Origin of the sequence: Solibacillus palustris (assembly GCF_022549215.1) — a bacterium.
Lineage (GTDB): Bacteria > Bacillota > Bacilli > Bacillales_A > Planococcaceae > Solibacillus > Solibacillus daqui.
Genome location: NZ_JAKZFC010000001.1, coordinates 1,227,835 through 1,249,738, shown reverse-complemented (window position 1 = coordinate 1,249,738; position 21,904 = coordinate 1,227,835). Strand labels below are relative to the sequence as shown.

General features: G+C 35.6%; 22 protein-coding genes. 5 read left to right on the top strand and 17 right to left on the bottom strand.

Annotated features, from left to right (window positions below; translation table 11 throughout):
* Positions 1-181 precede the first annotated feature (181 nt).
* The gene (locus LZ480_RS05940; RefSeq protein ID WP_241368459.1) at positions 182-382 is read right to left on the bottom strand and encodes a CagC family type IV secretion system protein; all 201 of its coding nucleotides are present in this window, start codon (positions 380-382) and stop codon (positions 182-184) included.
* A gap of 538 nt (positions 383-920) precedes the next feature.
* Here LZ480_RS05940 and LZ480_RS05935 point away from each other — a divergent pair.
* Positions 921-1,379, top strand: coding sequence for an NUDIX domain-containing protein (locus LZ480_RS05935; RefSeq protein ID WP_241368458.1), 459 nt, complete (start codon positions 921-923; stop codon positions 1,377-1,379).
* A gap of 106 nt (positions 1,380-1,485) precedes the next feature.
* Positions 1,486-2,685 carry a hypothetical protein gene (locus LZ480_RS05930; protein ID WP_241368457.1) on the top strand — a complete coding sequence of 400 codons (1,200 nt, stop codon included), beginning with the start codon at positions 1,486-1,488 and terminating at the stop codon, positions 2,683-2,685.
* Positions 2,686-3,196: 511 nt separating this feature from the next.
* On the opposite strand, the gene LZ480_RS05925 is transcribed toward LZ480_RS05930, so the two are convergent.
* From LZ480_RS05925 to LZ480_RS05900, 6 genes are read right to left on the bottom strand one after another with little or no spacing between them, the layout of a single operon-like run.
* The gene (locus LZ480_RS05925) at positions 3,197-4,381 is read right to left on the bottom strand and encodes a thiolase family protein (protein ID WP_332844021.1); all 1,185 of its coding nucleotides are present in this window, start codon (positions 4,379-4,381) and stop codon (positions 3,197-3,199) included.
* 9 nt (positions 4,382-4,390) lie between these two features.
* Positions 4,391-5,137, bottom strand: a complete 747-nt coding sequence (locus LZ480_RS05920) for a 3-hydroxybutyrate dehydrogenase (RefSeq protein WP_241368455.1) — start codon at positions 5,135-5,137, stop codon at positions 4,391-4,393.
* Positions 5,130-6,095 (bottom strand): 3-hydroxyacyl-CoA dehydrogenase family protein, encoded by a 966-nt coding sequence (locus LZ480_RS05915; protein ID WP_241368454.1) that lies wholly within the window; start codon positions 6,093-6,095, stop codon positions 5,130-5,132. The genes LZ480_RS05920 and LZ480_RS05915 overlap by 8 nt, the downstream gene beginning before the upstream one ends.
* A gap of 18 nt (positions 6,096-6,113) precedes the next feature.
* The gene (locus LZ480_RS05910; protein WP_241368453.1) at positions 6,114-7,424 is read right to left on the bottom strand and encodes a GntP family permease; all 1,311 of its coding nucleotides are present in this window, start codon (positions 7,422-7,424) and stop codon (positions 6,114-6,116) included.
* 17 nt (positions 7,425-7,441) lie between these two features.
* On the bottom strand, positions 7,442-8,083 hold the full coding sequence (locus LZ480_RS05905; protein WP_241368452.1) for a 3-oxoacid CoA-transferase subunit B: 642 nt from the start codon (positions 8,081-8,083) through the stop codon (positions 7,442-7,444).
* Positions 8,070-8,756, bottom strand: a complete 687-nt coding sequence (locus LZ480_RS05900) for a CoA transferase subunit A (RefSeq protein ID WP_241368451.1) — start codon at positions 8,754-8,756, stop codon at positions 8,070-8,072. Before LZ480_RS05900 ends, LZ480_RS05905 begins: the two co-directional genes overlap by 14 nt.
* Positions 8,757-8,859: 103 nt before the next feature.
* Between LZ480_RS05900 and LZ480_RS05895 the strand changes: the two genes are divergently transcribed.
* Positions 8,860-9,459 (top strand): TetR/AcrR family transcriptional regulator, encoded by a 600-nt coding sequence (locus LZ480_RS05895; RefSeq protein ID WP_241368450.1) that lies wholly within the window; start codon positions 8,860-8,862, stop codon positions 9,457-9,459.
* Between the two features lie 155 nt (positions 9,460-9,614).
* On the opposite strand, the gene LZ480_RS05890 is transcribed toward LZ480_RS05895, so the two are convergent.
* On the bottom strand, positions 9,615-10,160 hold the full coding sequence (locus tag LZ480_RS05890; RefSeq protein WP_241368449.1) for a 3D domain-containing protein: 546 nt from the start codon (positions 10,158-10,160) through the stop codon (positions 9,615-9,617).
* Between the two features lie 488 nt (positions 10,161-10,648).
* Between LZ480_RS05890 and LZ480_RS05885 the strand changes: the two genes are divergently transcribed.
* Positions 10,649-12,001 carry an MATE family efflux transporter gene (locus LZ480_RS05885; RefSeq protein WP_241368448.1) on the top strand — a complete coding sequence of 451 codons (1,353 nt, stop codon included), beginning with the start codon at positions 10,649-10,651 and terminating at the stop codon, positions 11,999-12,001.
* A 448-nt stretch (positions 12,002-12,449) separates the two neighbouring features.
* On the opposite strand, the gene LZ480_RS05880 is transcribed toward LZ480_RS05885, so the two are convergent.
* Positions 12,450-12,884 carry a homoserine dehydrogenase gene (locus LZ480_RS05880; RefSeq protein ID WP_241368447.1) on the bottom strand — a complete coding sequence of 145 codons (435 nt, stop codon included), beginning with the start codon at positions 12,882-12,884 and terminating at the stop codon, positions 12,450-12,452.
* 447 nt (positions 12,885-13,331) lie between these two features.
* On the bottom strand, positions 13,332-15,539 hold the full coding sequence (locus tag LZ480_RS05875) for a YcdB/YcdC domain-containing protein (RefSeq protein WP_241368446.1): 2,208 nt from the start codon (positions 15,537-15,539) through the stop codon (positions 13,332-13,334).
* A 171-nt stretch (positions 15,540-15,710) separates the two neighbouring features.
* On the opposite strand from LZ480_RS05875, the gene LZ480_RS05870 reads away from it, so the two are divergent.
* Positions 15,711-15,905: a hypothetical protein gene (locus LZ480_RS05870; protein ID WP_241368445.1), complete on the top strand. Its 195-nt coding sequence runs from the start codon at positions 15,711-15,713 to the stop codon at positions 15,903-15,905.
* A gap of 220 nt (positions 15,906-16,125) precedes the next feature.
* On the opposite strand, the gene LZ480_RS05865 is transcribed toward LZ480_RS05870, so the two are convergent.
* The 7 genes from LZ480_RS05865 to LZ480_RS05835 all read right to left on the bottom strand — a co-directional run bounded on the left by LZ480_RS05865 (position 16,126) and on the right by LZ480_RS05835 (position 21,801).
* Complete coding sequence (locus tag LZ480_RS05865) at positions 16,126-17,697, bottom strand: Na/Pi cotransporter family protein (RefSeq protein ID WP_241368444.1); 1,572 nt, start codon at positions 17,695-17,697, stop codon at positions 16,126-16,128.
* A gap of 238 nt (positions 17,698-17,935) precedes the next feature.
* The gene (locus LZ480_RS05860) at positions 17,936-18,247 is read right to left on the bottom strand and encodes a hypothetical protein (RefSeq protein ID WP_241368443.1); all 312 of its coding nucleotides are present in this window, start codon (positions 18,245-18,247) and stop codon (positions 17,936-17,938) included.
* An 83-nt stretch (positions 18,248-18,330) separates the two neighbouring features.
* On the bottom strand, positions 18,331-18,591 hold the full coding sequence (locus LZ480_RS05855; protein WP_241368442.1) for a hypothetical protein: 261 nt from the start codon (positions 18,589-18,591) through the stop codon (positions 18,331-18,333).
* Between the two features lie 208 nt (positions 18,592-18,799).
* Positions 18,800-19,063, bottom strand: a complete 264-nt coding sequence (locus LZ480_RS05850) for a thymidylate synthase (protein WP_241368441.1) — start codon at positions 19,061-19,063, stop codon at positions 18,800-18,802.
* A gap of 9 nt (positions 19,064-19,072) precedes the next feature.
* The gene (locus tag LZ480_RS05845; protein WP_241368440.1) at positions 19,073-19,603 is read right to left on the bottom strand and encodes a tubby C-terminal domain-like protein; all 531 of its coding nucleotides are present in this window, start codon (positions 19,601-19,603) and stop codon (positions 19,073-19,075) included.
* A gap of 35 nt (positions 19,604-19,638) precedes the next feature.
* A complete protein-coding gene (locus LZ480_RS05840; protein ID WP_241368439.1) occupies positions 19,639-20,334 on the bottom strand; it encodes a DsbA family oxidoreductase in 696 nt (231 codons plus the stop codon).
* A 105-nt stretch (positions 20,335-20,439) separates the two neighbouring features.
* The gene (locus LZ480_RS05835; RefSeq protein ID WP_241368438.1) at positions 20,440-21,801 is read right to left on the bottom strand and encodes an aspartate kinase; all 1,362 of its coding nucleotides are present in this window, start codon (positions 21,799-21,801) and stop codon (positions 20,440-20,442) included.
* Between the last annotated feature and the right edge of the window lie 103 nt (positions 21,802-21,904).

Sequence of the window (21,904 nt, the reverse complement as noted above, 5' to 3'; positions counted from 1 at the left end):
AACATAAGATTCACATTCCTTTCAACAGTATCCAAATCCTTATTATAAAACTTTTTACACCAGAAAACACCTTTTCGTACATCCTTTAAGAGGAAATGAGTCATGCAAAATTAGGCACTTCATTTTGATGGAAAATACCCTAACCTAATTCAACACTCTCTGGAAATTGACTTTTTTTCTTTTATACTAATACCGCTAAAGTACAAACAAGCCTTGCTCTTTCATTCTTTTCATGCGGATCATTTGCTGATGGCATGCGCTTAATAATAATAAATAAAGTTGTACAAAAACCAACTAAAGCGACAAATGCAGTTAAAATGCCTTCAAGACATTCGCTGCATTTGTGAGCTAAGCTTGGATTTGCCTCCTTGATGTAAAACAATTTTTGATGTCATGAATAAACAAACGACTATCGCTAAAGTTACCTTGCTACTTAAGCGATTAGTTGCTGTGGCACATGCTCTTTCTGTAATTGATTTTACATTTCCTCTAGCTGTATTTTTGCTAGTTGCTTCGTTTTAAATCCTCCTGGACAAGCTGTTTTCGTGTATGAGAAAGGGACTCCCCCTTCACTGCCTTACCTCGCCAAATTAATTAACATGCTTATATCTAGAGTAATTTAAAGTAACGGTTACCTTTGTAAAAGGAATGCTACCAAAATATTTTAATATTCTGTAAAATTTAAGTGGAAGAGGTATAATTAAGTGAGGGTTTAAGAATATTTGGAGCATATAGCTAGTTAAATCAAGTTAGCTAACAATAGTTTGATTGAGTTCCACTTCTCCAACAAATGACAGTTGAAGAAGTAAAAGTACACGTATTTATTGAATCGCGGAATCAGATCCGTTTCTGATGAAAAGATAGGTTAAGAGGATGAGTTTATTAGACAATTGAAATTATCGAATTGGGGAGAATTGAAAATGATCATAAGAAATTCAGCAAAAGCCGTTATCGTTAAAAACGACAAAATATTAGCTTTAAAAATGCATGAAAATAATAATACATATTATATATTACCAGGCGGTGGTCAAGAACATGGCGAAAATTTACACCAAGCTTTAAAAAGGGAATGTCAGGAAGAGATAGGTGCCGATGTGGAAATTGGAGAATTGATCTTTGTGCGAGAATACATTGGAAAAAACCATGAATTAGCTGCCTATCATGCTCATGCACATCAAATGGAATTTATGTTTTTGTGTCATGTTTATCAAGATACATTTGATAATGGTAATAATCCAGACAAGGGGCAAACAGGTGCAGAATGGATACCGATTAAGGATTTGCTAGAATACAAATTATTTCCTCAAGCACTAAGATCGCATTTGATTTCTTATTTTGACAGTGGCAAGGCTACGACTTATTTAGGGGATATTAATTAATTATCTTACATCTTTTTTAACGAGAGCATTTGATTAAATTATCTGGAGTGCTATTCGGAAGATAATGTAAGTTTTTATCAAATATTAATATTGAAAGGTGAATTTTATGCAAAACATTATAGAGCGAGTTTTAAATAGCTTACCATTTGAACAATTAGAGAAATATTGGGACGGATTTAAACCCGTTGCCTTTGCGATTTTCGACGATAAAGATGTCTTTTTATTTAATCATCCTAAATGCAAAGAAGAACATTATATCAAATTGGCTAAAACGGAAGAATTTCATGCTTGTACTTGTATACTATTTGAAGAAGTGCCAACAGCTATAGTAGATACTACACTTTATGATTCGTTTGAGGTTATCTACTCTTTACTTGTACATGAATCGTTTCATGTGTTTCAACACTTATCCGAAGAAAGCCGTTATCCAAATGAAATATTAGGATTCAACTATCCAATTGATTTTAATAATATTCAACTACGTATTTTAGAAAGAAAAAGACTTTTCGAAGCTTTTATATCAACCGATTTAATAGAAAAACATCAAAAAATAAACGAATTTATCACACTTAGAGTTAAAAGGATGGAACTATTTCCTGATTATGTAGAATGTGAAAATTCAGTTGAAACAATTGAAGGAACTGCATTTTATGTTGAATATCAAGCGTTAAAAGATGTTAGTTCCATTAAAGAAAATGTGATAAGCAAATATGCAGAACAATTATTGGATAACAATTTACTACAAATAAATATTCGAAGTAGTTGCTATAATTCGGGTTTATTTATTTGTCTATTATTAGATGACATTTCAAAGAACTGGAAAGTAGAATTTACAAATTCAAAGTTAAACTTGTATCACTTTTTTAAAAATACCTATCCTAACTACATGCCTATTGAAGTAAATGTACCTAATAATTCAGAAGAAGTTTTTCAAATAATACGCAATGCTAAAAAAAATAAGTTAAAAGCATTCGAACACTTTAATACATCAGAAGGCATAAAGCTAACTATTTCAGGTGCCATTAAATTAGTAGGCTTCGACCCAAATAATATTACCCAGTTAGATACGCAAGCAATACATCACAATTTTATAAGCTTAAAAATATTTAATAAAGAATATTTTATTGAACAACCTGTTTGTACTAGGTTTGAAAAAAATTTCAGAGATGTTCATTTAATAGAACTATTTATTAATCAACCACCTATACATATTGAAAATCGACTTATAATTGAGAATATTGGGGAATTTGAAGGTGATATTATTTCAGAAGAACCTTCTTCAATTCACATAATTGTCCAACCTTAATGAAGTTTAAATTTTTTATAGTCTTGCACGAGTGAACAAAATAACGTTCCCAAACAAAAGTTTGATCAACATTTTGTGTCTATGCTTTTATTGAAATATTAATTTCTAAAATCATAAGTTTCCGTGATAGGTATTTGAATATTTCAAAATTCAATCACGTCTGTTTATTAACCATTTATTTCCTATAAAAACAAACAAAAGAGAGATTCCATATGAAATGTAAGTTACGTGCAACAGCCTTGTCGATTGAATGGCGTATTGGACTCAAAGAAATCCTCGCGTTTTAATATGAGTTAAATCAAATAAATACTGGATGATTTTGGTTAATCAACACGTGTGTTATAATATTAAATTAGCGCTTAGACTGGGGATTTTGCGTACTAGACTAAGCACTATCTTTAATTATTATAACCGTACATTATTTATTTTGGGGTTCATAGAAAAATGCACGGTTTTTTATAATTGACAATTTGTATATTATATTAGGGAATTAGTTGAGAAACACATATTTTTAGACTGAAGGATTTTCTAAAAGTACTGCAATCCCCTGGCCACCGCCAATGCAAAGACTAGCGACACCATATTTTACACCTCGTTTTTGCATCTCTAATGATAGTGAGTATGCGATTCTAGCACCACTTGCTCCTACTGGATGACCTAAAGCTACTGCACCACCATTTACATTTACAATTTCTCTGTTTAACCCTAACTCATTTATAACTGCTAAAGATTGTGCAGCAAACGCCTCATTTAATTCAAACAACCCGATGTCATCCGTTGTTAAATTTGTTTGCTTTAATAGCTTTTGAATTGCTGGAACTGGACCAATTCCCATAATTGTTGGATCAACACCTGCAGTTGCAGATGCTACAATTTTTGCTAATGGTTTTAACTGATGCTGTTGTAAATACGCTTCTGAAACTATGACAACTGCTGCTGCACCATCATTGATTCCACTCGCATTACCAGCAGTAACTGTACCATCATTTTTAAATGCTGGCTTTAAAGTAGCTAATTTTTCAACGGAGATTTCTGCTCGAATATGTTCGTCTTCTTTAAACTCTAGACTTTTCTTGCCCTTTTTAACTATTACTGGCACAATTTCTTCTTCAAATCTACCCGAATTCTGAGCTATTGCTGCTCGTTTATGTGATTCATGTGCAAATTGATCCTGTTCTTCTCTTGAAATTGAGTATTTGTCAGCCAAATTTTCAGCTGTCATCCCCATGCCACAACCAGCTACAGTATCATGTAAAGTAGACCAGAGCATATCGACTACGTTTGGTGACTTATTAGGAGACCCAAAGCGAGTACCCTGTAAAACATGGGGCGCTTGACTCATATTTTCAGTACCCCCAGCCACACCAACATCGTATGTTCCTAAACTAATTTCTTTAGCAACTGTTACAATAGCCTGTAGACCAGATCCACATAAACGATTAACAGTTAATGCTGAGCTTTCGTGAGCTAATCCACTCTTTAAGCCGATATGTCTCGCTAAATATGCCGAAGACTCATTTGTTTGAATAATATTACCGAAGACAATTTCACCTATATCTTCTGTAGCTATTTTCGAGCGTTTAATTGCTTCTGTTGTTGCAACTACACCTAAATCTATATCCGTTGTATTCGCTAATGAGCCACCAAATGTACCAAATGCAGTTCGACTACCACTAATAATATATGCTGTCATAATATTCCTCCTTTACATTCCACCCGAGACATTTAACATTTCACCCGTAATACCTGTTGCATGTTTTGAAGAAATAAAATAAACTCCATCCGCAATTTCTTCTGCTGTGATAAAGCGTTCCATTGCTTGCTTAGGATAAACAATTTCACTTAATGCTTCTGCTTCAGACATACCTTTATTTTGTGCTAAATCATTTAATTGCTTTTGGAGTAATGGTGTTTTTACAGGTCCTGGTAATACTGCATTAACCGTAATACCATAGGCAGCTCCTTCAAGTGCTGCAACGCGCGTTAACCCAATAACCCCATGCTTAGCAGCAACATAAGCTACTTTTTCAGGTGTAGCCATCTCACCATGCACAGAAGAAATATTTACAATTCTTCCGTAATTTTGTTTTTTCATATATGGGAATACGTATTTAGTAATTAAAAATGGACCCTTTAACATTACATTTTGCAATAAATCCCACTTTTCTTCTGGGAAGTCTTCAATCTTATCTCTGTGTTGTAAACCGGCATTATTAACAACGACATGTAACTCTTGTTCCTTACAAATGGAATCGATTACATTTTGTACTGATTGGGCACTTGTTACATCAAGTTCAACAGCAGTTACTTTTCCAGGAAATGCTTCTACCACTTTATTTAATTCATCGATAGCCAAATCAGCAGCGAAAACATAATCCCCTTCATCTATGAATTTTTTTACCATGGCTTGACCTAAACCACCTGCTGCACCTGTAATTAAAACATTACGCATGCTCATGCTCCTTCGTATTTAATATTTTATTGAAAACTTTTAATTGCTGAACTAACGAACGATCTCTTTCGACTACATAACTATCCAAGCTTTTACCTGGATATTCAAAGAACCCCTGAGACGTTTTAACTCCGAATTTATTAGCTTGTACTTTGTCTTTTAAAATTTCAAATGAACGGATATTAGATTCTAGAACAGGTTGTAACTGATCTAAAACGATGTTCCAAACATCTAAACCCCCAAAGTCCATTATTTTTAATAATCCACTAGTTGAAAATCTAAAACCTGGACCAGCAAAAATTGCATTTTCTAAATCGTGCTCCGATACAATTCCATCTTCAAGTAACGCAAGAGCTTCTCTTGCAAGTGCTGTTTGAATACGGTTTGCAACTAAACCTGGTACTTCTTTTTTAACTTCAATCGTCACCTTACCTACTTTTTTCATAAAAGTATCTACTTCGTTATATACTTCTTGTGATGTTTCAGGTGCTTTTAATAATTCAACTAAAGGTACAATATGAGCAGGATTAAAAAAGTGAGTTAAAAGAACACGTTGCTTTCTTGATTCACTAATATCTCTAGTAATTTCCGATAATCTTAAACTAGATGTATTTGACGCTAAAATTGTTTTTGCATCACAAACTTCATCCAGTTGCTTGAAAATCTTCTGTTTCAGTTCTAAATTTTCAGTCGCTGATTCAATTATTAAATCGCAATGCTTTAAATCTTCAATTTTTGTAGTAAATTTTAAGCGATCTATAATTACTTCTTCAGTATCAGTAAATAAAACGCCCTCTTCACGGAAGATGGTTAAGTAAGTCTTTAACTTTTCTTTAGCAAGTTCAAACGCTTCACTACGAATGTCTTGAATAGTAACTTGCGTACCGTTTGTAATGAATTGAAACGCAATTCCGAACCCCATTGTTCCAGAACCGATAACTCCTACATTTTCCACCATGCTTATCCCTCCCAAAAATTAGTATAATAAAACTGCAGCAATTAACATTGGAATCGCAGCAAGTAGTGGTGCAATTACTGATACTGCAAAAATATGCTTATATGCTTCCTTATGAGTTAATTTAGAAGCAACTAAAATCGTAATTACTGCACCATTATGTGGTAATGAATCTAATCCTCCAGAAGCGACCGCAGCTACTCGGTGCATAGCTTCTGGATTTAATCCTAGGTTTAAATATGTTTGGGAGAGCGCTTCCATCGCAATCCCTAAACCACCACTTGATGAACCAGTGATACCAGCTAATGCAGTAGTCGCAATAAATAGTGAAATTAATGGGCTTCCTGGAATATCTGCCATAGCATCATTAAATAATGTGAAGCCTGCTGTAATTGCAATTACTGAACCGTAACCAACATCTGCACTTGTATTAATAATTGGTAATATGGCTGAAGTTGTACCATTATTAATTGTTTCCTTTTTGACTTCGATATTTTTCCAGAATAAAATTGTAGTTAATACAACAACTCCCATTAATGTATAGATAATTGGAACTTCAAATAAATTTAAAGTGACTAATAAAGCAATTGGTGGGATTAAACTAATAATCTGATTCGGTAATTTACGTCCTGCATAAATATCTTTAATGCTTCCTTTTTCATCGTTATCAGGGTTTTTCATACCAGAATATGTTTCGCCTCTTGCTTCAGAGCGTTTTAACGCAAACTTCATATACCATAAGTTAATCGCAATAACGAATACCGCTGCGATAATCCCTAATAATGGAGCAGCTGTTACAGTTGTACCTAAATATTTAGTCGGAATGATGTTTTGAACAGATGGTGTGCCCGGTAACATCGTCATTGTAAATGTTCCTATCCCAGTAAAGAATGGAGCCATAAACAAATGCCAAGGAATTTCCAATTCCTTAAATAGGGGCTTAGCAATCGGTAATACTGCAAAAATAACTACGAATAGACTAACGCCACCATACGTTAAAAATGCACAAATAATCATGACTGAAACTAGTACTTTATATTTGCTATCTTTACCGACAATTTTTAATAGTAAGTTAGCAATTTGACGAGCAGCACCACTATCATCCATCAATTTACCGAATATTGCGGCAAATAAGAATATGAGGAAGTAATTTTTCACATAATTTATAAATCCAGACATATAAGTTTCTTGAAATGTTTCTAATATCGAGAAACCATTTGTTACCATTACAAACAAACTGACAACTGGAGCAATAATAATGATACTATAACCACGAAGCGCTAATACAATTAGTAGTATTAATGAGATAACGATTGTAATTAAACTCCACATAGCTAATCCTCCCCAAATTATTTAGTTATTTTAAACTTTAAAGGAAAACCAATTTTTTCTTCAAGTTCTTCAAAGCTGAGTGATCCGTAAATATCTTTTACAATCACTTCGCCATCTTGAAACATGAAATTTGCATATTCTGTTACAAATTGATCAACTTTTCTTTCTCCACTGGAGTCTAATGTCAGTTTTTTTACTAATTTTGGTGAACCGTCTTTTGTAAACAAGGTACTAGCAACGATGACTTTTTTTGCACCTGCAACTAAATCCATTGCTCCACCAACTCCTAAAATTGGTTGATTTGGCACAGCCCAGTTGGCAATCTCCCCATAACAATCTACTTCTAACGTTCCTAAAACTGCTACATCTACATGTCCTCCACGGATCATTCCAAAAGAAAATGCGCTATCAAAAAATGACGCTTCAGGTGTAATTGTTACTGGTGTTTTACCAGCATCAATTAGATCAATATCAATGTTCTCTTCGGCTGGCGGTGGTCCCATCCCAATTAAACCATTTTCAGTTTGCAAATAAACATTATGATTTTCGATATATTTTGCTACGAGAGTTGGAATTCCTACCCCTAAATTCACAACCTCTCCATCTTGTAATTCTTCAGCTATTTTTTTAGCAATTAGTTCTCTATTATCTAGTTTCAATGTAACTCCCTCCTTGCTTTACATATTTACTTTCCACTATATAATCTACATAAATATGTGGAGTTACAATTTCTTCAGGGCTAAATTCGCCAATTTCAACAATTTCATCAACTTCAGCAATAACAATTTTAGCTGCTGTTGCCATCATTGGATTAAAGTTACGTGCTGTTGAATGGTAAACTAGATTTCCTGCTTTATCCGCCTTATCCGCTTTTATTAATGCGATGTCCCCTTTGATTGCTTTTTCAAATAAATAGCGGACACCGTCAATTTCACGTACTTCTTTTCCTTCGGCCAATTTAGTACCTAATGCTGTTGGGGTATAAAAACCACCAATGCCAGCGCCTCCACAACGAATTGCTTCTGCTAAAGTACCTTGAGGTAAAAGCTCAATTTCTAATTCTCCCTTTGACCATGCTTCTATAGCTTCTTTATTAATAGTGAAAAAAGATCCAATAGCTTTGTCAATTTTCCCAGCCATAAAAACTTTGTGTAATCCTTTTCCATTGTCCCCAAGGTTATTACTAACAACTTCATAGTTACCTGCTTCAAATTTAGCAAGGGCGTCTAAAACTGTTAGTGGTGTGCCGGAAATACCAAAGCCCCCAACAAGTAAACGCATAGAGTCTTCAAAAAGTATAGATAACTCTTCAGGCTTTCTAAGCTTTTTCATAATTCTCATCCCCTCCATAGACCAGACTGTAGTCTAATGATATAATGGTAATTATAGTAAGTCAATTTATATTTTAACGAAATAAACACTTAAAGGAGATAATATGTACACTACCGATAACAAAACTGAGAGCGGGATTCAGAAACAACAACATATAATGACTGTTGCACTAGCCCTTTTTGAAAAGTATGGCTATGATAAAATTTCTGTTGATCGTATTGTCAAAGAAAGTAAGACTTCTAAAGGTTCCTTTTATCAACACTTCCCATCGAAGTCTAGTATTTTTATGATGCGCTTTATGGAAATGGATGAAAGCTATGTAAATATATATTCTCAAATTAGATTAGAACACCATTTGGCAATTGATCGTTTAGAAGCATTTTGTTTATCCGTATATGCAAGCATTGAAAAAGAGATGGGAAAGGAATTAATGAGGGTTATATATTCTGCAGCGATTATTGACCAAAAGCATACATTTTTTACAAGCGAAGATCGAAAACTTTTTAAAATTATTTTAGAAATTATAGAGGATGGGAATAAGGATGGATCATTAAAAAAAATTGATTCAAAAAAACAATTTTTCCAAGTAATTATCCAAACTTTACTGGGAACTATTTATTATTGGGGACTTAACTATGATAATCAGTCTTTAGTAGAAACCGGAACTCCTCTTATTCAAAACGTAGTAAAAGCTTATAAATGAGGACTTAATTTTCAACAGCTTACACAGAAACGAATCTATACTTTACGTTATTGTGACAAGTAATTATCGATTAAAGTAGTACGAAAGCCTCACAATATTGTACAATTCAAAAATACACATAAAAAAGGTCATGCAGCATTTGCATGACCTTTAATTTATGATTTTAACAGCTTAACTGTCACTGTTTTACGTCCCCAGTTATTGGCTTTTGATTTACTTTTTACGAAAATATCGATTTTGTTTCCTTTAATTGAGCCGCCTGTATCACCTGCAACTGCAATACCATAGCCTTCAACCCACACTTTCGAACCAAGTGGAATGATTTTTGGATCGACCGCGATTACTTTTAGTTCTGGATTTTTACGTAAGTTTAATCCTGTTGTCGTAATACCTGAACAGCCTTTACAATTTGCTGTATATGCTGTAGCCGTCATTTTAAATGTTTTCTTTACATTTGATGGGTGTGTTGCTGATACTTTTTCAGTTTTCTTTGGTATTTGAAGAACTTGATTTTTTAAAAGATTATTTGTTTTTAGTTTATTTTCCTTTTTTAATTCTGTTGCTGTTACGTTATATTTGGGAGCAATTGAAAATAAAGTCTCACCTGATTGAACTGTATGTGATGCTGCAAAAGACGGGCTTGCAAAAATAAATGCGCTTGCGGCGATTGCCACGGTAATTGCTAATAACTTCTTGATCATACTTGAATATTTCCCTCCAAAATAATTTTCGTGAAAAATCTTTTTGATTCAACTTGTATTAGCATACCTACTTTATATTTCAGTAATATGACAAATTGATGATACGGAAATTACAATTCAGTATCAAATGGTGAAATTTTGTCATTTAAACATTACAAATTTCTGATAATTATTTTTATCCAGTATAAAATAATCAAATTTGTATTATTTTATTTAAAAATGCTGTTATTTCGAATTTCGTACTATCTTCAAATCCCTATTTATGGTAAGATACGATTTGTTTTCAACTTGCTTTTGCAAATTCTTTTTTTTTACCATAAGCAAAGCGATAAGTACAAAATTTCTACATCTCTATAAATGGAAGATGGATGCCAAGCATACCTTTATTCAGTGGGGCTAATACCCCTGCGGATATTACAGTTTTTTAGAGACGTTTTTAAGCAAACTCAAAAAAACTACAGAGTAAATTAATGAAAGAGTGAAGTAATTTGGCAAACACAACAAAGGAATTAAGCTTATTTAGACTTACATGGCCTTTATTTTTAGAGCTATTTTTATTTATGCTAATGGGGCTTGCAGACACGTTCATGTTAAGTGCCGTATCTGACAATGCCGTTGCTGGTGTCGGGACAGCTAACCAATTTATCCAAATTGCGATTCTGTTATTAGGTGTTATTGGTACAGGAGCTTCGATCGTTGTCTCGCAATATTTAGGCTCTCGCTTACTAGAAGATGCCTCGAAAATCTCCGCGCTATCGGTGACATTAAACTTCATTACTGGTTTAGTTTTAAGTGGCGTTTTTCTATTATTCTCTGATGCGATTATGCGAATGATGAATTTACAAGGAGCTGTCCTTGAAGCTTCGCAAAGCTATTTAGCAATTGTTGGGGGCTTTATTTTTGTGCAGGCACTAATTACATCGCTGTCTTCTATCATTCGCGTGCAAGGTTGGACGAAGCAAACGATGTATGTATCACTTGGAATGAACGTACTTCACGTTATTCTGAACTACATTTTAATTTTCGGGAAATTTGGTGCGCCGGAGCTTGGTGTTGAAGGGGCAGCCATTTCTTCAGTCATTAGTCGCATTGTAGCTGCAGTGGTATTTTTCTGGTTACTTTATCAGGCACTTGAAGTACGCATTCAATTTGCCGACTATTACCGTATGTCGAAAGATTACATTTCAAAAATCTTAAAAATCGGCATTCCATCTGCACTGGAGCAAGTACTGTACCAAACAAGCCAAATTGTATTACTTTACTATGTAACGTATGTAGGTGCTGAAGCATTATCAGCACGTCAATACGCGGCGAATATATCTATGTTTACATATTTATTTGCGATGGCAATTGGTTCTGGTACGGCTATATTAATCGGGCGTTATGTTGGCGCAGGTGAAAAAGACTTAGCCTACAAAACAGTATGGTTTAGTGTAAAATCAGCACTTGTTTTTACACTTGTGATGGTGGCACTCGTTACGACATTCCGAGAACCCCTTATGCGCGTGTTTACTGACAATGATGATATTATTCAAATCGGTGCTAGCGTCTTATTATTTAGTATTTTCTTAGAAACCGGTCGTACCATTAATATTACAATCATCAACTCGCTACGTGCTGCTGGAGATGCGACCTACCCTGTGCGTATCGGTATTATCTCGATGATTTGTATCGGACTAACACTAGGTTACTTATTTGTATTTGTCCTAGATTTAGGCTTAGTCGGTGTATGGCTTGCGATTTCTTGTGATGAATGGATTCGTGCAATTTTAGTCATTTTCCGCTGGCGTAGTCGTAAGTGGGAACGATTTGCGCTTGTTGGGCCAAATAAACAAGCATAAGACATCTCATTTCTCCTATGGCTCACATTGAAAAATTTATACTTTCCTATAAACCAAAGAAGGGGCTGTCTAAAAAGTCAAAACTTTTTAGACAGATGCCTCCTCATGTATTAATTATCCGCTTGAGGCGGTGCTTCTGCGGTGGTCGTAAGAAAAGAACGAATGCTAATAAAAACGTTACGTCCTGTGACAATGCATTCTTGACCAGCATCGTGCTGGCCACCATCCTCGGCGCAAAGGGTCTACCTCAGAATTACTTCTTGGGCAGACCCTTTGCTATTTACATTTGCTTTCGATTTTGAGAAGGCTTTCCTCACGCATCTCGCTATTTTCTACGGAGTCCCCCTACCTTTCCTATGTATATCCATAAAATTACCGCTTTATAATATGTCCAAAACAAACAAAAAACCGTCTAAGCAACACACTGCTTCAGACGGTTTTCCGTATATTATTTCTCTAATTCTTCAGCTACAACAGCTACAATTTCTTCAACTGCATCATCTTCAGTTACTTCATCAGCTTCTGCGTTTTCTGCAGCTAATGCCGCTTCTTCTGCACGACGAGCTGCTGCTTCTTCAGCCGCTTTTTTGGCAGCTTCCTCGATCGGCTTATTTACCACACCTAAGCACCAAACGAATTCTTCCCAAGCCATGTTCCAGCCTTTATATATTTCCTCAGAATCATCCCATTTTACTAGGTAAGCAAGGCCATCTTCCGTTTTTACTAATGATAATGTAAGATCCGCACCAGCACGGTCACTTACTAATTTAATTTTACCATCTTCATCGAAGCGCTCTTCGATATTATCCTTTTCGGTAAATGCACGACTTTGCGCAATTTCAAATAATGCATTACTATGAATGCGATATTTATTTTTTTGCATGTTTTTCCCAACTTCCATCATTGATTAATTACTTTAATTATATTACATCGTTTCCTAAAATTTTTCGCTTCTTTTTTTAGGATTTCGTGCTTTTTCTTATTTTAACATAAAATCATATTCATAAACCACTACGATTCAAGAAAATTAGAACATACATTCTTAATTATGTGACTATATAAGAACAAATATTATAAAAACACATTTCGTTTATACTGAAATGAAAGAGCTTCGATGCTGTTCTTCAAAACAGTTCTCATTTCCGCTCCACGAACAAGGACACCTCACTACACAGAATGCATAGTGAGGTGAATTTTATATCAATTTTGCCTCGGCTTACTCTCTTCCAGTTTTTTTTTCGAGCCTTCAAAAAACTCCTTTAAAAATCTGTGACATCCGCCGGGGGCAGTAACTTGCTTTAGTCGGGGGTTGAACCTCTGCTAAAGTAAATTAATAGCCTGTATTCTGTTTTTCTGCAATAGCATAGGCTAAATCAATAATCGAAACGGCTAATTCCGCATATGAAATTTCCTTTTTTGGCTGGAATTTATTTTCTGTTATTGGCTGAAGCTTTAACGCATTTGATAATGATACATAACCAATGTTTGCTGCTGTAATTTCATTCAAGTCTTTCACATCTAACTTATAAAGACCTGAATTTTTCGCGGCTTGTTCTAGACCTAATGCACGGACAAACCACACTGCTAGCTGCTCTTTCGTTACCTTTTGGTCAATCGCTAGCTTATCTTCATCCCTTATAATCCCCATTCGGTAAGCGGATTCCACTGTAGAATAGTACGGATTGTCCTTTGATACGAAGTCGATTGTATTCGTTTCATTTCGACCATAATTATACCAATAGTCGTCATAGAAATAACTAATCGATTTTATAATTGTTTTTAAAGCCTCACCTTGTGAAATGGTCTTATCTGCATTAAAGGTTTTTGCGTCTTTCACTTCAATTGCACCTGCTTGAATTAAATAATTCAGCTCTTTTTCAGCAGTTGGATGTGTAATTTGCTCCTTCTTTTCCATACCGAAAAGATTCATAAATTCACCTGTCGACGCATTCATTTGGTAAACAAAGTCATCACCAATTGTTGGGATATAAAGAAGTTCGTAATTTCCTGGTTTATCGTAAACCGGCTGGTATACAAGCTTAGCATCTAGCACCGCATCAAACTTCTTCTGAGCTTCTTCTTGTGAAATTACGGAATCAATAGCTGGCCACTCATCAATTGTTAAATTATTTCGGTAATAAGATTTAAGTTCGCCTTTGTTGTTAATGGAAACTGAAATACTATCCCCCATTACAACAATTCCATTTTTCATACGTGGGAATGAAACCGTATGCATTTTATTTTCCTCATTGTAATCTGTTTTATAAATCGGCTTCGCATATTCATGAACCGAGGCTGGTGCAAATTGTTTCACATAATCCGTTGCAATCGCCAGCACTTTATCTTCTTCAAGTCGTGGCGTTTTATCTTCAGGTGCGTCTATATATGGTACTGAATCTGACATATCATAGTAATTTAAAAGCTCTCCAGTGTTTTTATTGAATTCAATCGACGTACCATACGAAGAGTTTTTCGTACGGTATGAATATGAAATACTAATAATGCTTGTCCCTTCACTTTCATGCTCATAAGCGGAATCGATTTCAAATTCCTCACCATTCGCTTTTGTTTCTGCAAGCTTTTTGACGACTTGTTTCGCTTCCTCAAGCGTAATTGGTTTTGCTGCCTGTAATGGCTTTTCCACTATTTGTGAAAGTGCTTTTGCTTGGAACTGCTCTATCTCACCAGTATAAGTATGCCACTTTCCTGATTTCGCATGAATGCCCGTATAATCTGCCTTTGGAGCATACACTAAGCTTACTGTAGGTTTCGAATTGTATAAATTATAATTATACGAATATTGGAGCGATAATTTTAGCGAATCTTTCATTTTGGCAATTGCTTCACTTTTAGCAAGGATATTATTCGTTTCTTCAAATGCTAAACGTTTAGGCGTCTGTGAATATTGCATAAAATGCTGAATTGTTCCGTCCCCAAGCACACTTACATACAATCCTTGATCTTGAATCGGAATGTTATTTTCGGTTTTCGTAAATGAATACGTATATGAAATTGGCTCTGTAATTAAGCGTGTTGAATAATAGCTAGGAACTTTGCTTGCTGTAATAAAATTAGTGTTCCCCGTTACTTTCTTGACTAAATCCGTTGCAATCTTTTGCGCTTCTTGCTCTGTTATTTTCCCAGGAAATAACGAGTCCTTTGTAATAATTGGTGAAATAGAAAGAGATTCAATTTCTAAATCCCCTTCTTTAAACGTAATACTTCCTGATTGTGTCTTTTTATTAACGGTTTTCGTAAACGATAATTCATAACGAGTTGTTAAATCATCCGAATAGTGATGGCTCATTGTCGACATAGTGAAATCGCTATTGCTATATGAACCGAACATCTCAGGTAATACTGATTTTAGTTTCTTAATCAGCATTTCCTTTGTAACCTGTTCATCCTTAATTGCTACATAAATTTGTTGGCGATCTTCTTTTGAAGTTATAGCAGTATTGGCATTTGCCACTGTCCCCGCTGTAAATAAACTTAGCGCTACTGCCGACGCACTTATTAAACTTGCCCATTTTTTCATGGTGCATCCCCCTTTTTATAGGTTATTTCTAATTAATACGTAAAATATTGTAAAAAGTTTCAAAATATTCAATAATAGTTACAATATTATGTGACACCTCTATGACTTTATTTATGTCCGTTGTAATATATGCACGATTCATGATAAAATTTTCGCTAGAGGTGAAAGAACGTGAGTATTGTAACAGCTGGCCTTTTAATATCATTTTCTGGTATCATCGTCGTTTGTTTAGGGTTATTTGATGTCATTCCAAATTCAAATCAAACGTTAAACTATATTTTTATCGGCCTTGGTTGGATTTTTATTTTAATCGGTATTGTCATCCGTATCGTCGGCATGAAGCTAGAAAAAAAATATCAAAAATAATAAAAAAGGGTCTGCCCGAGAAGTAATTCTGGGGTAGACCCTTTGCGCCGAGGATGGAGGCCAGCAAGATGCTGGTCATGAATGTGTAGTCACAGGACGTGACGGGTTTAGCATTCGTTCTTTTCTTACGACCACCGCAGAAGCACCGCCTCAAGCGGATAATTAATACATGAGGAGGCATCTGTCTAAAAAGTTTTGACTTTTTAGACAGCACCATTTTTTAGTCTTCATTAATCGTTTGGTATTCTGCCATACGCGCCGTTGCACGCCAATAATGGTAGATTAAACGGTCAATCCATAATAGTGCATCTACCTTTGAAACCGCTAAATCAAGCTGTGTTTCATTTGATACGGAGCGTTCAAAATATTGTTCGCGCTTATTGCGACGCTGCTGTGCCATTTCTTGCGATGTATGCTCTAAAATAATCGATATGTCGAGCATTTTTTCGTCCTCAGTCAGACGGTCACCAATCGTCTCCAATAACTCCTGCCAATCTTGCATGAGTTTTTCTTGTAAATAAAGCGCCTCTACCTTTTGTTGTTCGCGCAATACTTTTATTAAACGATGTAAATGATCGAGTGTATGTAATATTGAAATCAGCTTTGTACGGTCACGCGAAGAATTTACTAAAATACCATCTAAAAATTTGCGTGTAATGATAAGGGCCTCTTCTACTTCTAGCATTTTCTTTTCGTATTCTACGGTCACTTTTTTCGACTGTAATAAAAGCTGTTGTGCCTTCGTTAATTCCATCATAATGTCACGCATCGTTTTAAATGACACATCAATCGCTACAGTAGGCATTTCCACTAAGCTGTCATCTAAATTACGCGTCAATGCATTTTCACGTTCTGGCACCATTTTCATTAGTAAATTGGAAAACGGCTGCATTAATGGAATGAAAATAAGCGCCCCTAGTACACTAAATAATGTGTGGAAAATCGCTAATCCTATAGTTTCATCAAAACTACCAGAAATCGCAACCGTAATCCATTTTGTTGCTGAGACAAAGTAAGAGAATATGGCCGTAACAATAATTGCTGTAATTACATTAAACATTAAATGGGTTATCGCTGTACGCTTTGCTGCAACCGATGCACCAATTGCCGCAAATAATGCCGTGGCTGTCGTCCCAATATTTTGCCCAATGACTAAGTACGCGGCCTGTTCAAAATCAATGGCCCCTGTAAATAATGCTGCTAAAGTAGCTGCCATTGCAGCACTTGAAGCTTGCATAATCACAGTCATCACAATGCCAATAACTATTAATAGAAAAATCGAAATAATAGAGTCAGCCGGAATTTTGTCGAACGCGATTAAATCCTGTGCCGAGCCCATTCCTTGCTGTAACATATCAATCCCCAAAAATAGTAAACCGAATCCTGCAAACACATTACCGAATTTTTTAATATCATTCGGCGCAATCAGAGACATAAATACCCCAACACCAATAATCGGTAACGCCATCGTTTGTAAACTAATTTTGAAGCCAATTAATGAAATAATCCAACCCGTACTCGTACTACCGATGTTCGCACCAATAATGACCCCAATCGATTGTATAAATGTAAGCAAACCTGCACTCACAAAGCCGATTGTAAGTAATGTTGTTGCTGTTGAAGATTGTACAAGCATCGTCATAACAGCTCCGGAAACAACCGCACTAATACGACCTTTCGTAAACCTGTTCAGCCATTTTTTTAATGCGTCTCCAGCAATTTCTTTCAGTCCGTTTGTTAGCATGGTCATACCAAGTAAAAACAGACCAATCCCACCAAAAATCGTGAGCATTGAATTCACCACCAAATGTAATTATCAATAGAAAAACACATGTGTCGCAAACTAGCGCAGCGCGAAATGATATTGTTCTAAAGAGGATTTCTATTTAAAAATAGTTTCTTATCCACTCAAAAATCTATCTTAACATTTAATCCCTTATAATTTAACAATATATTTACATTTTGGTGGAAAGTGGCATAAATTGTGAAGAAATTGAGTTTCACTTGATGCCTAATGAGCAGTTTGAAATTTAAGGTACTTGCTTTCCATATACTTCGAGGCGCAAAACTTTTCCTTTATTTTCAATTAATTTATTGTATGAATATGTTAATTTGTATGTTGGAAATTTATCCAACTCCAGTTGCTTTAGTGAGTTTTCACTTAATTTCAATTTTCTATCATCGAATAATAAATAATAGTTATCATTTTCTTCAATAATTTGCTGTGATTCTAAGTCGGCTGTTGTGTAAATCGTTACATTCGTCAACATAATGCCAAATCCGATGAAAACCACTAGCAAGATTGCGACAAACCCGATTTTAAAAATGTTCAATTTTACCATCTAGCTCCCTCCATTCTCCTTACTTACGAGTGGAGAACCGATAAAGTTTCAAAATATTCCTAAAATTATCCACATACAAACCCCTATAATCCAACCAGCTCCTCCTCTAGTAAATAATATTTCGTGCCATATATATCGACTTCATAGGTAATACCTTGTGTCGTTACAATAATTTGTAGCACTTCGCCCACTTTATTTACTATATGCGGCTCGTAGTATTTACGATAATGATGAGTTTCGCTATCGATTTCTTCATCAATTAACCGCACCATCACCCGTTCTAATACTAAAAATTTCGGCTTTCGCACCTCATCGACAATTTGAAATAAACTCAATTGCTCCAAAAAATCACCTACCCGACTTGTATGTACAATACATTCGAGCAGGTGATATGAATTTCCTTTTTTAAGAAACATTTATGTTCCTATCCAATCAATTACGCCTCGGCGTAATTGCGTCCAGATTTTTTTCAAGCTCGCTTGAAAAACTCCCTTGAAAAATCTGTGACACCCGCCGGGGCTTAACTTGATTCAGCCAGTTAGCTGAAGCAAGTTAATAAATCGGTTGATCTACTTGTGGTAATGGAAGTACGGTCTCGCCTTTCTTTTGTTCAGGCTTTAAATACACGACGAGCTCTTGCTGATATGAGCCATCTTCTAATAAATAGTGATCTAATGTGTGGCTATCATATTGGTACGTGCCAAAAGGAAATGACACACTGTCTCCTTTGACTGCCGCTAGAAGACCTGCGACATCATTAGAAACCATATGTAGCACTTCTTCTGCTGTTTCAGTTAATACAAATACAACGTTCATATATTTCTCCTATACTCCGATAAATAATGTTGCCTGTGCAATCGCGATGTAGAATGCAGTATTTTGAACCGGTGCGGCTTCTGACAATTCAAGCATTACTGTAAATTCGTCACTTGCCTCATCATAGTTAGCCTTCCACCGTGCAATGATTTCATCTTCTACAATGAAGTTTGACCAGTCTTCCATCTCTTTATCGATTTTCATATTAAAATTTGGGCCGCTTACAAACAATTCAGGCACACCAATTCGCCAATTTTCATAATTGATCCTATATGTTTCATTAGAAACAAAATCTTTCCCTTCAAACCATACTTTACCTCTACGGAAAATTTTCTTTGCTTCAAAAATTGGCGCTCCGTCATTGTTCGTCACGCGATACTTTAAAAAATAGCGGTAGTCAAAATAACCGTCTAGAAACCTTTTTAAGCCATTATCATAAACGCGCTCTACTAACTGTTCTTGCTCGCCTGCCTCATTTCTAATAGGCTGCGGATTCGTTGATTTAATATCGCCAAGTGCTTTATACGTAAATAGTTGCATGAAAGACCCCTTAATAACTAATTTTAATTTTGTTGCTAAATTTTACAGCCATCATTACTACAGACTGCATCGCTTTCAATGACAGTTATTCGCTTTTTAGCGATTCCTTGCGCTTGCTTTAATGTTTTCATATAAATTTCAAGTGGCTCCACACCTTTAATGCCATATGCATTTTCAAAAACCATAAATGGTACACTCGAAATTTGTAACTGTTGAGCATCATAGCGGTCTTGTGCAAGCTCTTCAGAAAATAGCTGCTCATCAATCACTTGCTTTGCGTGTTCTCTTGGGATACCTAATGATACAATTATGTCAATTAACGCTGAGGTGTCATTCATATCAAAGCCATTTGAAAAATAACCATTCATCACATGCTCTATAAAGGCATCAGCTACGTTAAATGTAGCTGCTAATTTTGCTAAGCGGTGCGCATTTTCGGTATTGGCGATTTTGATTTCATCTACATTGTACGTAAGTCCTACCTCATTTGCATGCGCATGAACTGCGTCGATCGCTTCTTGCATTTTGAATTGACGACCTTGGAAACGTTGCATCATTTCCTCTTTGTAGTTGCACGTTTCCGTTTTTGAGGCATCTGGCTTCAGTTGATATGCCTTATATTCTATTTCAACTTGATGCTGCAAACCTAACTCTTGAATTGCATTAAATAATTTTGTTTTGCTTATATAGCAAAATGGACAAGAAAAGTCCGAGAAGATTTCGATTTTCATGCGTTTCCTCCGATTAATAGTACGTGCGTCTATTCTCACATGCATCAGTTTAAAAGACAAGAAAAAAAGCCGAACCCATTACGGATTCGACTCATCCTTACGCTTTCAAGAAATTGGAATTTTTGCAAAAAACTCTTCGTAAAGTCCTTTTAAAATGCGGTCCTCGAATTCAGAGCGGACGCCAAATACTAAGCTTACCTCTGATGAACCTTGATTAATCATTTCAATATTTGCCCCAGTATTTGAAATCGCTGTTGCCGCGCGCGCCGCAAGACCTGTATTATGACGCATACCTTCGCCCACAATCACAATCATTGAGAAATTATGACTGAAATGGACATCATCTGCACATAATTCAGTTTTTACACGTGCCACAATACGCTCTTCTTTTTCTGGAGTTAGCTGATTTGAACGCATGATAACCGAAATATCATCTAAACCAGATGGCGTATGTTCATATGAAATATTTTCTTCTTCAATAATTTGTAGAAGCTTACGACCGAAGCCAACTTCGCGGTTCATTAAATATTTTGACACGTAAAGGATTGAAAAGCCTCCGTCTGCCGAAATACCTGTAACCGGGCGATTTGTTTGAATTCGTGTTGGTAAAATTCGCGTGCCTGGAGCTGAAGGATTGTTTGTATTTTTAATATTTACCGGAATACCTTGCTTGTATACTGGCATTAATGCTTCGTCATGGAAAACCGAGAAGCCCGCATACGATAATTCACGCATTTCACGGTACGTAATTTCTTTAATATCTACTGGATCATTGACAACTTTCGGGTTCGCCGCAAAAACACAGTCCACATCCGTAAAGTTTTCATATAAGGTTGCGCCAACTGCTGACGCTAAAATCGAGCCTGTAATATCCGAGCCACCACGGTCGAATGTACGTAAAATTCCCTCTTTTGTATAGCCAAAGAAGCCAGGGAAAATAATAATTTCTTTTGTGTCCTTTAATTTACTTAAGTTTACATACGCTTCAGGTAATGCATAAGTGCGCTCAGGTAAATCATTTAAAACAAGTCCCTCTTTTGGGCTAACATATTTTGCAGGCATACCAATTGAGTTGAAGTAGCTTGCGATTAATTTTGCGTTATTGTCTTCACCACTTGCTTTTATGCTATCGATGAATAAATCTTTATTTGAACGATCTGCCTGAACACGCTCACTTAAATCCGCTGCGATTACATTCATCATCGTATTGTCTAAACCAAGTCCGTCAGTAATATCTCGGTATCGATTTACTACACCGTTAATTTTTGACTCTACATCACCGCCAGCTAAAGCCGTCTCTGCTAAATCGATTAATAAATCTGTCACCTTAATATCGTCGCTTGAACGCTTACCAGGAGCGGAGACAGCGACAATCTTTCTTTCAGGATTAGATTTCACAATGTTTGCTACTTTTTTAATTTGTTCTGCACTTGCTACAGATGTGCCTCCAAACTTACATACTATCATCTCATCAGATCCTTACTCTCAAAATTGATATTTGTACTTACCGAAAAAACATTTGACTTTACACAGTGTACAAACATATCCTAATGCGGTCAAGACTATTCTG

What these genes read in the sequence shown, in the direction of transcription:
- LZ480_RS05935 (WP_241368458.1), top strand. Translation starts at nt 921, where the DNA reads ATGATCATAAGAAATTCAGCAAAAGCCGTTATCGTTAAAAACGACAAA.
- LZ480_RS05930 (WP_241368457.1), top strand. Translation starts at nt 1,486, where the DNA reads ATGCAAAACATTATAGAGCGAGTTTTAAATAGCTTACCATTTGAACAA.
- LZ480_RS05920 (WP_241368455.1), bottom strand. Translation starts at nt 5,137, where the DNA reads ATGCGTAATGTTTTAATTACAGGTGCAGCAGGTGGTTTAGGTCAAGCC.
- LZ480_RS05915 (WP_241368454.1), bottom strand. Translation starts at nt 6,095, where the DNA reads ATGGTGGAAAATGTAGGAGTTATCGGTTCTGGAACAATGGGGTTCGGA.
- LZ480_RS05910 (WP_241368453.1), bottom strand. Translation starts at nt 7,424, where the DNA reads ATGTGGAGTTTAATTACAATCGTTATCTCATTAATACTACTAATTGTA.
- LZ480_RS05900 (WP_241368451.1), bottom strand. Translation starts at nt 8,756, where the DNA reads ATGAAAAAGCTTAGAAAGCCTGAAGAGTTATCTATACTTTTTGAAGAC.
- LZ480_RS05895 (WP_241368450.1), top strand. Translation starts at nt 8,860, where the DNA reads ATGTACACTACCGATAACAAAACTGAGAGCGGGATTCAGAAACAACAA.
- LZ480_RS05890 (WP_241368449.1), bottom strand. Translation starts at nt 10,160, where the DNA reads ATGATCAAGAAGTTATTAGCAATTACCGTGGCAATCGCCGCAAGCGCA.
- LZ480_RS05880 (WP_241368447.1), bottom strand. Translation starts at nt 12,884, where the DNA reads ATGCAAAAAAATAAATATCGCATTCATAGTAATGCATTATTTGAAATT.
- LZ480_RS05875 (WP_241368446.1), bottom strand. Translation starts at nt 15,539, where the DNA reads ATGAAAAAATGGGCAAGTTTAATAAGTGCGTCGGCAGTAGCGCTAAGT.
- LZ480_RS05865 (WP_241368444.1), bottom strand. Translation starts at nt 17,697, where the DNA reads ATGCTCACGATTTTTGGTGGGATTGGTCTGTTTTTACTTGGTATGACC.
- LZ480_RS05860 (WP_241368443.1), bottom strand. Translation starts at nt 18,247, where the DNA reads ATGGTAAAATTGAACATTTTTAAAATCGGGTTTGTCGCAATCTTGCTA.
- LZ480_RS05850 (WP_241368441.1), bottom strand. Translation starts at nt 19,063, where the DNA reads ATGAACGTTGTATTTGTATTAACTGAAACAGCAGAAGAAGTGCTACAT.
- LZ480_RS05845 (WP_241368440.1), bottom strand. Translation starts at nt 19,603, where the DNA reads ATGCAACTATTTACGTATAAAGCACTTGGCGATATTAAATCAACGAAT.
- LZ480_RS05840 (WP_241368439.1), bottom strand. Translation starts at nt 20,334, where the DNA reads ATGAAAATCGAAATCTTCTCGGACTTTTCTTGTCCATTTTGCTATATA.
- LZ480_RS05835 (WP_241368438.1), bottom strand. Translation starts at nt 21,801, where the DNA reads ATGATAGTATGTAAGTTTGGAGGCACATCTGTAGCAAGTGCAGAACAA.